At 60.6% G+C, this 11,730-nt stretch carries 8 protein-coding genes and 4 pseudogenes; 5 read left to right on the forward strand and 7 right to left on the reverse strand.

The genetic code is table 11. The features are described from left to right. Nucleotides 1-229 (reverse strand): IS630 transposase-related protein (locus MAXJ12_RS33750; protein WP_008840740.1); only part of this gene is annotated, 229 nt, incomplete at its 3' end. A 679-nt stretch (nucleotides 230-908) separates the two neighbouring features. On the opposite strand from MAXJ12_RS33750, the gene MAXJ12_RS33755 reads away from it, so the two are divergent. The 4 genes and pseudogenes from MAXJ12_RS33755 to MAXJ12_RS39540 form a co-directional block, all read left to right on the forward strand. Then, the gene (locus MAXJ12_RS33755) at nucleotides 909-2,015 is read left to right on the forward strand and encodes a mandelate racemase/muconate lactonizing enzyme family protein (RefSeq protein ID WP_008840741.1); all 1,107 of its coding nucleotides are present in this window, start codon (nucleotides 909-911) and stop codon (nucleotides 2,013-2,015) included. A gap of 407 nt (nucleotides 2,016-2,422) precedes the next feature. Continuing rightward, on the forward strand, nucleotides 2,423-3,901 hold the full coding sequence (locus MAXJ12_RS33760) for an aldehyde dehydrogenase (protein WP_040589682.1): 1,479 nt from the start codon (nucleotides 2,423-2,425) through the stop codon (nucleotides 3,899-3,901). A 136-nt stretch (nucleotides 3,902-4,037) separates the two neighbouring features. Further along, nucleotides 4,038-5,411, forward strand: coding sequence for an aminotransferase class III-fold pyridoxal phosphate-dependent enzyme (locus MAXJ12_RS33765; protein WP_008840744.1), 1,374 nt, complete (start codon nucleotides 4,038-4,040; stop codon nucleotides 5,409-5,411). Between the two features lie 521 nt (nucleotides 5,412-5,932). Beyond that, a pseudogene (locus MAXJ12_RS39540) lies at nucleotides 5,933-6,250 on the forward strand (tyrosine-type recombinase/integrase); the annotation flags it as partial. Nucleotides 6,251-6,274: 24 nt separating this feature from the next. On the opposite strand, the pseudogene MAXJ12_RS39545 reads toward MAXJ12_RS39540, so the two are convergent. The 6 genes and pseudogenes from MAXJ12_RS39545 to MAXJ12_RS36400 form a co-directional block, all read right to left on the reverse strand. Next, nucleotides 6,275-6,325: pseudogene (locus MAXJ12_RS39545) on the reverse strand (hypothetical protein); the annotation flags it as partial. A gap of 128 nt (nucleotides 6,326-6,453) precedes the next feature. After that, nucleotides 6,454-7,467 carry a tyrosine-type recombinase/integrase gene (locus MAXJ12_RS33775; RefSeq protein ID WP_008840746.1) on the reverse strand — a complete coding sequence of 338 codons (1,014 nt, stop codon included), beginning with the start codon at nucleotides 7,465-7,467 and terminating at the stop codon, nucleotides 6,454-6,456. Continuing rightward, a complete protein-coding gene (locus MAXJ12_RS33780) occupies nucleotides 7,464-8,378 on the reverse strand; it encodes a tyrosine-type recombinase/integrase (protein WP_008840747.1) in 915 nt (304 codons plus the stop codon). The genes MAXJ12_RS33775 and MAXJ12_RS33780 overlap by 4 nt, the downstream gene beginning before the upstream one ends. Then, the gene (locus MAXJ12_RS33785) at nucleotides 8,372-9,571 is read right to left on the reverse strand and encodes a tyrosine-type recombinase/integrase (RefSeq protein ID WP_050899015.1); all 1,200 of its coding nucleotides are present in this window, start codon (nucleotides 9,569-9,571) and stop codon (nucleotides 8,372-8,374) included. The genes MAXJ12_RS33780 and MAXJ12_RS33785 overlap by 7 nt, the downstream gene beginning before the upstream one ends. A gap of 249 nt (nucleotides 9,572-9,820) precedes the next feature. After that, nucleotides 9,821-10,192: a transposase gene (locus tag MAXJ12_RS33790; protein ID WP_202946726.1), complete on the reverse strand. Its 372-nt coding sequence runs from the start codon at nucleotides 10,190-10,192 to the stop codon at nucleotides 9,821-9,823. Nucleotides 10,193-10,383: 191 nt separating this feature from the next. Further along, nucleotides 10,384-10,628 (reverse strand): annotated as a pseudogene (locus MAXJ12_RS36400) (transposase); the annotation flags it as partial. 184 nt (nucleotides 10,629-10,812) lie between these two features. Between MAXJ12_RS36400 and MAXJ12_RS36405 the strand changes: the two are divergent. Further along, a pseudogene (locus MAXJ12_RS36405) lies at nucleotides 10,813-11,647 on the forward strand (IS5 family transposase). Nucleotides 11,648-11,730 lie beyond the last annotated feature (83 nt).

Below are 11,730 nucleotides of genomic sequence, written 5' to 3' on the forward strand. Positions count from 1 at the left end.
CGCGCTCCTCGATCGTCCCGATGATGAAGTCGGCATGGGCGTCGAGACGCGAGCCGCGCCGTCGTCCCTGCGGTCGTGGTGTCGTCTCGCCCATCCGGGCTCTGCCGATCCAGCGGATCGCGCTCGATATCCCGACACCGAACCGAGCCGCTGCCTGCCGGGCCGATCCTCCTTCACCCGCAGCCTTCACGACACGTGACCGCAGATCCTCACCAAGTGCTCTCGCCATCGTACACCTCCATAAAAGTGGACGTTGAATCAGCCAAACCGATTCGCGTCACATCACAATCGATTCATCGACCGCCGGGCGTGCTCTAGACGAGACTTGCCGAAAGGCGCTTACCACAACCAGTTCTGGATCCAGGATCAAGAGCGGCGCGCCTATATGTGCCGCGGGAATGGCGGCCAGTTCATCTACATCGACCCGCAACCTGACTTTGTAGCGGTGAAGCTCTTGGACAATGTGCGGTCGCGCTCGCGCGCTCGCGCCCTATTTCGAGGATTTGGGCGACTGCTCGGAGTTGTCCGATGTAGTGTCCGAGGGGATCGACGGGTCGTGTTCGGAAACGCGGTTCTCTGGGAGATGGGGCCTCTCTCCTCGCCTATGACGAAAGTGCGTTTCCGAAGGGTGGTATGAAGAGCTGGGCCAATTTCTTAAGAAGAGCCAGGAACTGCTCGACCAGGCGGCACGTATCTTGTCGCGCACACCAAGTAATTATGATTACGGACGAATCGTTATGAGGGCCAATTCAAGCAATTGCAGCGCGCCAGCGACGACGTATAGTGCTGATCACTCGTCAGCGATCTTATGGTCAAGAACGATAGCGGCAATTCATGATGCTCTAGGGGCCTTGTCGTCGGCGTCGACGGTAGAGGCGGAAGGGGCGGCGTGCCATAGAGAGGAAGCAATGAAAATCGTTGATATCAAAGTAACTCCGATCGTCGTCCCGCTCAAGAAGACGTTCAAGGGATCCAAGTATCAGATGAGCAGTCGAGCGACCCTGATCACCCGTCTGCTCACCGATGAAGGGGTTATGGGCACCACTTACAATGGCGACGAGGTCCATACGCAAAACATCATAGCACGGATCATCACTGATGAAATTCTACCGCTCATCCAGGGGAAGGATCCGTCGCGGCCTGAGGCCATCTGGGAGCTCATGAAGCCGCTCACTTTCGACATCCTGCGCGACAGGCGGCTGGTGATCATGGCGATGTCGGCAGTCGACTCCGCCTGCTGGGACGTAGTCGGCAAATGCGCGCGTCTTCCGCTGAGCCGGTTGTGGGGGGGCTATCGCGACAGTCTACCCATCATCGCCATTGGCGGATACTACGGGCTCACCCACGCCGAACTCGCAGCTGAAGTAGAAGACTACATCGCGATGGGCATCGGCGGCTGCAAGATGAAGATCGGCGGTGCGTCACCGGCCGTCGATGCTGAACGCTTCATGGCGATGCGCAAGGCCGGAGGTGAGGATTTCATTCTAATGGCGGATGCGAACCAAGGGTATACTCAAGCAGAAGCTCTCGAGTTTGCAGCCCGGGTGGCCGATGGGAAGCCTCGTTGGCTTGAGGAGCCCGTAAGGTGGGACAACGCCCGGAACGATCTGCGCGACGTAAGGCTGCGCACAGGCATTCCGGTCACCGCCGGGCAAAGTGAAACGGGCCGGGCAGACGCCCGGGATCTGATGGCGGCCGGCGCGATCGATGTTTGCAACTTCGATGCTTCGTGGTCGGGCGGACCGACGGAGTGGCTCCGTGTAGCCGGTTGTGCGGCCAGCTACGGGGTGCAGATGGCTCACCACGAAGAACCTCAGATCGCCGCTCATCTGCTGGCGGCGTTTGCCCATGGAACCTACCTCGAGTGCTTCCACCCCGACCGTGATCCGATTTTCTGGAACCTCCTCGCAAGCCGCGGAGAGTGCAAGAACGGCATATATGTTGTGCCGACCGGACCAGGCCTAGGTATCGAACTCAATGAGGACTATGTCGCCAAATACGCAGTCAACGCGTGACGCGGTCTCGTCTACGAAGCCTGCCGTAAGGCGATCAAAGGAGGCATCGATCGAGCGGAGGTTTCGTCAGAGGCACCGGAAGTAGTCGACGCGCTGGCAGCGACGAAGCCATTCGGCGTCACTGCGACCGGGCTAAGTATCTTGATCTGTCGAGTCAGATGGTCGACCGCTTTGTGCCAAATCGCCGAGGGTGCCTAAGAGCTGCGCCTGATCATTAAGCCCAACACGCTTCACGCAGATTCTCCGTTGACGCGCCGGCAGCAGAGCGGCGGTTCGGGCCGAGACGAAGCCGATAGGCGCATTTCGGATTTCGCGATCCTGACCGCAGCGTGATCCAACAGGCGAATTTCACTTAAGCGCCCAGCGCGCAAAACGCGGAAGTATCGGACATGAGCAGAATTCAATCTATGAAGAAGTATCAGTGTTTCATCGGCGGTTGCTGGGGTGAGCCCGCTTCCGGTGATTATTTCGAATCGGTCGATCCGTTTTTAGCTAAGCCATGGGCCCTAATCCCTCGATGCGACGCGCGCGACGTAGATGCGGCTGTTGCTGCCGCGCGTACCGCATTTGACCGCGGCGAGTGGGCCAGCATGCATCCATCGCGGCGCGGCCAGTTGTTGAGACGTCTCGGTGAACTCATCGCCCGGGACGCTGATCGTCTTGCATCCGTTGAGGTGCAAGATAATGGAAAGCTGTATGCCGAAATGCGCGGCCAGCTCGGTTACATCCCGCACTGGTTCGATTATTTTGGGGGGCTCGCCGACAAAATCGAAGGTAGCGTCATCCCAATAGACAAGCCGGACATGTTTACGTTCACGTCGCACGAACCTGTCGGTGTTGTCGCCGCGATCACGCCCTGGAACTCGCCTTTATTGCTAGCAACATGGAAGCTCGCTCCGGCCCTCGCGGCCGGCTGCACTATCGTTGTTAAGCCCTCCGAGTTCACATCGGCCTCCACCCTCGAGTTGATGAAGCTGGTCGACGAGGCCGGATTTCCAGCAGGTGTTCTGAATGTAGTGACCGGCTTCGGTCCTGAGGTAGGAGAGCCGCTGACGAGCCATCCGGGAATCGATAAAATTGCCTTCACGGGCGGCGAAGGAAGCGGCCGGCGCGTCGCGCACAAGGCAGCGCAGAATTTTAAGCGCCTCACCCTTGAACTCGGCGGCAAGTCGGCGCAGCTCGTTTTTCCCGACGCGGACTTGGACAATGCAGTGAAAGGAGTGGTGTCCGGTATCTTTGCTGCTACAGGCCAGACCTGCATTGCCGGCTCCCGCCTGCTAGTTCACGACAGTATTCATAACGAGTTTCTGGATAAATTCATTGAGCTGGCCAGCACCGCGCGAATGGGAGATCCAATGAGCGCAGAGACGCAGGTGGGCCCGATTACGACTCAACCCCAATATCAGCGTGTTCTCTCCTGCATTGAGATGGCCCGCGCTGAGGGGGCGGAATGCGTGTTGGGTGGTAAGCCAGCGGCTCGTCCCGAATGCGGGGACGGTTGGTTCATCGAACCTACCGTCTTCGCGAACGTGTCTAACTCCATGCGCATTGCGCAGGAGGAAGTGTTCGGGCCTGTATTGTCCGTAATCGGTTTCCGAGAGGACGATGAAGCCTACGCGCTGGCTAACGATAGCCCGTATGGTCTCGCGGCCGGCGTTTGGACGAATGACCAGCGCCGCGCTTTCACCGCAGCGAAACGACTGCGAGCGGGCACGATCTGGACCAACACCTACCGAGCGGTGAGCTACATGGCGCCGTTCGGTGGATTCAAGAATTCCGGTATCGGCCGCGAAGGTGGCCAAGAAGCGATCCAGGAATATCTCGAAACGAAATGCGTGTGGATGTTTTATGGAAAGGACGTTTCAAATCCTTTCGTGATGAGGTGATGGACCAACGCCGCGGTTGAGGCTCGAGTGCCTTCACTGCGCGCTGGTTGGCTGCCCATGCAAAGCGAAATACCTGAGGTGGGTCTGCCTCATAGCCACGCTCACCCCTGTTCCCAACACAATCAGGACAATGCATATGCTCGATCTCGCCAACTCGCTTCCAAACGCGACGCACCAATTCGTTCACCCCTTCACTCAGCTTGCCGAAGTGGAAGCCAGTGGCCCGACTGTGCTCGTGGCCGGCGAGGGGGTGAGGGTAACGGACCGTGACGGTCGTGAGCTGCTCGACGGCTTTGCAGGTCTATGGTGCGTGAACATCGGATACGGTCGCATCGAGGTCGTCGAAGCAGCGCGTCAGCAAATGTCGAAGCTGCCATATGCTTCAAGCTTCTTCGGCTTTGCTAACGAGCCGGCACTACGGCTCGCCGAGGAGCTGGTTCGGCTATCACCTGAAAGCCTTCAACACGTTTTCTTCACGCTTGGCGGCTCGGACGCGGTCGACTCGACGCTGAAAATAATCCGTTATTTCTTCAACGTCACAAGCCGGCCCGAGAAGAAACACGTCATTGGGCTTGAACGAGGCTATCATGGGGTGAGTTCGGCCGGTGCCGGTCTGACCGGTCTTTCAAACTGTCACCTGTTTTTTGATCTTCCGCTGCCGTACCAACATCATATCCCGTCTCACTATCGGTATCGCAGTACATATGGCAGCACGGATGCCGAAATCATCAACGGTAGCATCGATGCGCTCCAAGCCAAGGTCGCCGAGCTCGGCGGTTCCTCCAAAGTGGCGGCCTTTTTCTGTGAACCGGTGCAGGGCTCCGGAGGCGTGATCGTGCCGCCAGAGGGATGGCTGGCTGCCATGCGTGACGCCTGTGCAAAGCTCGACATCCTGTTCGTGGTGGACGAGGTGATTACCGGGTTTGGCCGCACGGGCCAGTTATTTGCGTGCGACTGGGAACGGGTCGAGCCGGACCTCATGACGATCGCAAAAGGTCTGACATCCGGCTACTCGCCCATGGGGGCAGTATTATTGAGCGACGAAATCTATCGGGCGCTCGTGAAGCAGGTGCCGCGCGACCTTCCCTTCGCACACGGCTTCACGTACACTGGGCACCCCGTCTCCGCGGCCGTGGCTCTTGCGTGCCTGGAAATTTATGAACGTGAGCAACTGCCCGAAAACGCGAAAGTTGTTGGAGCCCATCTGCTCAAAGGGCTTGAGGCGCTCCGCGAAAATCCGTGGATCGGAGACGTTCGCGGCAAAGGACTACTCGCTGCAATCGAACTCGTCGCGAATCAGAAAACCCGCGCGCCGTTTGAGCCAGGGTTGGGCGTCAGTCAATTGGTTCGGAAGAAGGCTTACGAAAACGGTCTGATCGTTCGCGCCTTCGCTGACAACATCATCGGTCTTGCGCCACCCTTGATCGTGAGCGAGGATGACGTTGACCAAATGCTGGAGCGGTTGGCCCGAGCTATCCATGCGGCTAAAATCGAGCTGGACGCAGCGTGACATGCGCTTGCTCGGCCGATGAGCAGGGCCGTCTAAGGAGGTCGCGTTCGACAATGGTGAGGCGCGCACCATGGAAAGGCCTTCCTCATGTCGGTGTGACCAGTGGCCAGCCACACCCGAACGCCAGTCTGGACCGGAATCATCCCTGGCGCGCCAGAACCCGCAGAACACAGGCAAGAGCGTCGTCATCGACCTGATTGTCAACCCGCACGAATTAACCGTCAGAGAACTCGATTTCGATCCGTCCCGCGCCCGGCGCAGGAGCACTGGCCATCCTAGGAGGCGAGGATTCTTTCGCTGCCGCGCTGCCGTCGACTACTTTAACCGGCAGAAAGGCGCCGGCCGCACGAGCGCTCCTCACCCCAAGGACGCGACGCCAGCGATAAATACGACCGATCGAGATCATGGCGGCGCGCCACCTCGGTGCCGTGACGCCGGGGCGCCGTAGCGGATCGTGTTCGGCTCATGCGGCGCGGTCAATCTGCTGATCGAGCGGCTTGGCGGGGAGCGTGTGCCATCCATCGATCTTCGCATCGAGATACGGCGGCAAGCTTAGCGCCGACGGCGTGCAGGCGCTGCTGAACAAATATGTCGCCAAAGCGCGCGAACACTGCGTCCCCCTTCGCTCGAAGCGGGTGTCGCCCCGTGTCTTGCGCCACAGCGCTGCGATGGAGCTGCTGCAGGCGGGCGTCGATTGTTCGGTCATCGCCCTGTGGCTGGGCCATGAGACGATGGAAACGACGCTGACCTATCTTCACGCACATCTTGAACTGAAGGAATCCGCACTTGCCAAGCTGAAGCCGTACGAACGCACCGCCGCCATCCCAGTAGATCAGCTTCAAACGGTCTGCCTTGCGCGACCGGAAGACGAAGACCGTTCCGGTGAACGGGTCCTTGCGCAGCTCGTTCTTCACGAACGCCGCCAACCCGTCATGGCCTTTACGATTATGCGGAGCCCTGCATAATCGTAATTATGTGGAGCGCCGGATTATGCGGAGTCCGCGGCGGCAATTCCTTGCCGCCTACGGTATTTGAGCAGCGATCACTCGACATAATCTGCCGATCGGCTGACGGACTTCAGTATGGCCAGCAGCTTGTCGGGAGCGCGGAAGCGACCCGGCTTGAGCGACGGCGGCGCCATCGCGGCAAGCGCCTCGAGTTTCTCGGTAGGATCGGCCCGCAGGTAGATTTCCGTGCTTTGGAGGCTGGCGTGACCGAGCCAGAGCGAGACTTTGCGGACGTCCCGGGTCGCCTGCAGCGTGTGTATGGCACAAGTGTGCCGCAACACGTGGGGAGTGACGCGCTTGTCGGCGATGGACGGTTGCTTCCGAGCCGCGGTGGCGACGTGCTTAGCCAGGATATATTCGAATCCGGACCGGCTCATCGCGCGTCCCGTCGCATTGAGAAAGAGCTCGGCGTCGCCACTCGCCGGGCGGACCGCCAGCCAGGCCTTCAACGCCGCCGCGGTCTCCTTCCACAGGGGCAGCACACGCTCGCGCCGCCCTTTGCCCATGACGTGGATGCTGGCGACCGTCTGGCGATCGATCTGGTCGATGCGGAGGCTGACGAGTTCGGACACGCGCAGCCCGGCAGCGAAGGCCAGATGCAGCATCGCCCGATCGCGGATGCCGGAGACCCGACGCGGGTCCGGCGCGTCGAGGAGAGCCTGCATCTCGTCGCGGCTGAGATGACTGACGAGGGCCTCGTCGACCTTCTTCATCGGGATCGCCCGGATCCGGCGCGCCTGATCCAGACAGGACGGGAGCCGATACTCGAGGAAGCGGAAGAAGGCTTTGATGGCGGCAAGACGGGCGTTGCGGGTGCCCGCCGAATTGCCGCGTCCGTCCTCGATGTGTTCCAGGAAGGCGAGAAGGAGCGGCGGATCCAGCTGCTCAATCTTCATGCCGGACGGGGTGGTCCGCAGTCGGGCAGCCGCGAAGCAGAGCAGCAGCTGAAAGCTGTAGGCGTAGGCCGCGCAGGTGTGCGGGCTCGCCCGCCTCTCGTGCGGCAGGGGGTCGCGCAAGAAGGCGGTGAGATGCGGAGCCAGCGCCGTCATGAGACGGCTCCTTGGTGCAAGGCCTCGCCGGCCGCAGCGATCTGCCTCATCAGGATCGGCGTCGCCTGCAGGTACCAATAGGTGTCGGTGACGTGGGCGTGGCCGAGGTAGGTGCTGAGGGCAGCGATATGGCGGCCAACGACATCGCGATCGTGGCGGCACTGCTCCAGGGAGCGTACGGCAAAGGTGTGCCGTAGATCATGAATACAGGGGCCCGGTTGGCCGGGACCTCCTCGCAGGCCGATCGAGCGCGCGAGCTGGAGAAAGTTGGCGATCACGGTACTGTAGGCCGGCGATGCGCCCGCGGCGGAAACGAGTAGCGCGCTGTTCAAGGTACCGAGCCGGCGGCGTGCAACCAAATACTGGTCCAAAGCATCCCGGGTCGTGGCGTGGAGCGGCAGCAAGCGGCTCTTGTGGAACTTGGTCTGTCGGATGATCAGGCCATCGGCGGTCAGGTCATCGAGCTGAAGCGAGAGGGCTTCGGAAATGCGCATGCCGGTGGCCGCAATCAAGCCGAACAAGGTCTCGTACATCAACGGCCGGATCGAACCTGTCGGCTTCAGGCGGGCAGCCGCCTGCATCAGCGCGGCGATCTCGTCCGCGCTGTAGATATGCGGAATCCGTCGCTCCAACGGGCTGTGGCCCAGAGCGTCAGCGGGCGGGATCTCATGACGCCGATCCTCGGCCGACAGCGCCAGCGCAAAGCGGCGGACCGTCAGCAGTCGGTTGCGGCGCTGCTGTGGCGAAGGCGCAAGCCTCGCCCATTCGAGCACGCGGGCAGCTTGGACATGTCGGTCATCGTGTCGCTCGGCGAAGGCAACAAAGCTCTTCAACAGCGTGTTCTGGACGCGGAACCTGAAGCCCAGCTTATGCTGCAGTTCCACATAGCGTGCGAGATCCTGGCTCAGCATGACGCACTCCCCGGCCAGGGCTGGGTAACCCGAAGCAACATGTCGACGTCAACCTTTGCGTAGTGGGCGGTGGTGTCGACCGACCGATGGCGCAGCACGGTCCCAATCACGTCCAGCGTGGCGCCGGCCCGCAGCATGCTGGTTGCTGAGTGCCGCAGAAGATGGGCGCCTCGGGACGGAGCATGGTCGATGTCGGCCCTCGCAAGCGCAAGGCTGACGATGCTCGAGACACTCGCGCTCACCAACGGCCGAAACGGTGCGACGGTCCGCAGGAAAATCTGCTCACAGGCGGCAGGCGGACGGGCGTCTCGCAGATAATCGATAATCGCGTCGCCAGCGTCCTGGGGCAGCGGAAGCCGGACCTCCCGACGTCCTTTGCCGCGAACGCGCAAGGTTCCCTCGCTCCAATCAATGTCGTCGAGGCGCATGCCCGAAATGTCGCCGGCGCGCAGGCCGAGACGTGCAAGCAGCAAAAGCACTGCGCGGTCGCGGATGCCCATTGGCGTCGTGATGTCGCACGACGCGATAACCCGCTCGACTTCCGCCGTGGAGATGTAGCGCGGCAAGGCCGACAACCGCCATTGCGGCACCGTCGGGATCGCATGATCAAGCCCCGCCCGGCATAGGCCTTGGGTTGCTAAATATCTGAGGTAGCCCCGTAGCGCCATCGTCATCGTCTTGAGGTTTGCCCGCGAAGTGCGCTGCGCTTCCCCCAGAATCGCTTGCCGAATAAGACGGGCATCGTAGTGCCTTGGATCGGGACCCAAAGCGGGAAGCAGCCGCATCACCATCCGGCCATGGCGACCGATTGTGCGCTCAGAAATGCCCCGGTGCCGTCTCAGCCAAACCTGGAATGCAAGGACTTGGTCGTCGTGGGCACGCGGCTCATCCTGCGTCAATGGCGTCACGAACCCGCATTCCGCCAGAAAGCTCACGAACCGCCGCGCCCGGTTCACGTATTTGGCGGACAGGCGATCGGCTCGTCGGACGCCGGCACAGCGGCATCGATGTCGCGCAAAGCGGCGAACCGTATCCTCGTTGATCTCCGCGACAGCGATCTTGGCGCTTTGCAGCCAATGTCCGAAGTGACGAGCCGAGGCTTCGTAGCCCGACACCGTCAGGCGGGTGTGTCCCAGGCTCAACAATCGGCTCGTGAACGCTTCCACGAACGGTCGCAAAGCGCCCGGGTTCATCAATCGCGTGCATTCGAGCAGAACTTCCTTCGACTTTGACAATGTGGTCTCCTCTCGAGGTCAAATGACGTCGAGAGACGACAACAATTATGCCGAGCAAGAAAGTGGATTGAGCGCTCTAACACGTTGGAATAGAAGGACGAAGTTGGCTTGATTGCGGCGGACTCCGCATAATCCGGCGCTCCACATAATTGCGGAAGTCAACCGGCTTCGTCGCCACCATTATCCGCACGCGGTTTGACGGGAAGATCATACCGAGGCCGCAAAAGAACGTGCAACAGCCACGATCCGGGCGGCAGATGCGCCTTCTTCCAGGCGGATCGTGACTGACCCGACAATGATCTGACGAGTGACTTCTCTGACCGGCCGCTCCGCATCGGAAGTCTCGACAACCATGGCCGCGAACTCAACCGCATCCCCGGGCGCAGGAAGGACCAACTTGCCGTGCCGCGCCATCGTGCGCCACGACGACAGGTGATTCGGCTCCAGTCCATAGCGCTCAGCAACCTCATTCACCGTCACGCCCGGCCGCAGACTCTCCGACACGATGCTAGCCTTCACCTCGTCCGGCCAATGGCGATGCCCCTCACGCCCGGCCTTCCCGGTCGTGAGAACCTCCAACGTAGTCTCCATGGAGAAACTCCCTTCGCTCGTCCATGGAAAGCCGATCACAGATCACGGCAGACAGGGCAACGTGGGGGCTAGACACCGGTTACTCATCTTCTCCCATGACTTGGCGTCCACCTCTTTTAGGTGGACACCTCATGCCTCAGCACACTCAACACCAAAAGGTGCAGAGAAATTCGCGCTTACGCATCGTCCGACCAGTCCGCTTTCGCCACGAAGTGATGCAGAGACTGGTGCGCCGCCTGGGCACGCCCAGGCTCCACCCGTGCCGCCATCGGCTCGCCGCTCTTGCGCTCGCCCGGCAAAAGCACCCGGTGCAATAGGTCTTCAGCGGCGCCACCCGGTCAGCATGACCCAATGCCGAGGCGAGCGTCTGGACATAGGCCGCAAAACGCGATTCACTCGTTTCGATTCCGTCCTGGAGGTTCATCGCTTCCTCCATTTGAAGCTTGAATCTCCATTCTCGCAATCAATCGTTAACGAAGTTTATCACACAGTAAGACTAGTTAGACTCTTTCGAGGGACCCCTTAGTGTCGGTCCACAAAGAAGTTGAATGATATGAATCGCTTGTGATTCCATGCAGTTGAGTTGATTCGATGAGGGCATGGAAGCGATGTGGACGAAGGCGAACCGTGGGAAATACAATCGAGATGGTCTGCGCTATGCGAGCGATTTGACGGACGCGGAATGGGGGCTGGTCGAGCCTTTGATTCCGCTGCCAAGCGCGGCGGTCGCAGGCGTGCGGTCGATGTGCGCGAGGTTCTCAACGGCCTGCTTTATGTTCTCAGCACGGGCTGCCAATGGCGGGCCGTGCCGAAGGACCTGCCGCCGAAGAGCACGCTGTTCAGCTATTTCGACCTGTGGAACTGGGATGGCACGCTCGGCCGTATTCATCAGGAACTCTACGTGAAATGCCGCGCGGCGTTGGGACGCGAGGCCAGCCCGACGGCGGCAATCATCGACAGCCAGAGCGTCAAAGGCGCGGAAAAAGGGGGCGTTGCATCGACCCGTGCGGGTATGATGCGGGGAAGAAGGTCAAAGGCAAGAAGCGCCATATCCTCGTCGATACGGTAGGGTTGTTGCTGCACGCGCTGGTGCATCCGGCCGACATCCAGGACCGCGACGGCGGCGTGCTGGTCCTGAAGACGCTGTTCGGGCGCTATCCGTTCTTGAAGAAACTGTTCGCCGACGGCGGCTATCAGGGACCTGTCTTCGCCAAGGGTCAGAAGAAGGCCATGCCCGGACTTGCGATCGACATTGTCAAGCGATCCGACACCGCCGAGGGCTTCGAAGTCCTTCCACGTCGCTGGGTGGTCGAACGGACTTTCTCATGGCTGGGGCGATGCCGCAGGTTGGCCAAGGACTTCGAAAACCTGTCGCGCAACGCGCTCGCCTTCCTCAAACTGGCGTCTATCCGCCTCATGCTGCGAAGGCTCTGTTCAAACTGAATAACTTTCCGGACCGACTCTTATATTGTCAATTCTGACTGTCCAGCCTAGGAGCCTGTCTGAGTAGTCACTGGTCAAGCGGG

The sequence above is a fragment of the Mesorhizobium alhagi CCNWXJ12-2 genome (assembly GCF_000236565.1).
GTDB lineage: Bacteria > Pseudomonadota > Alphaproteobacteria > Rhizobiales > Rhizobiaceae > Allomesorhizobium > Allomesorhizobium alhagi.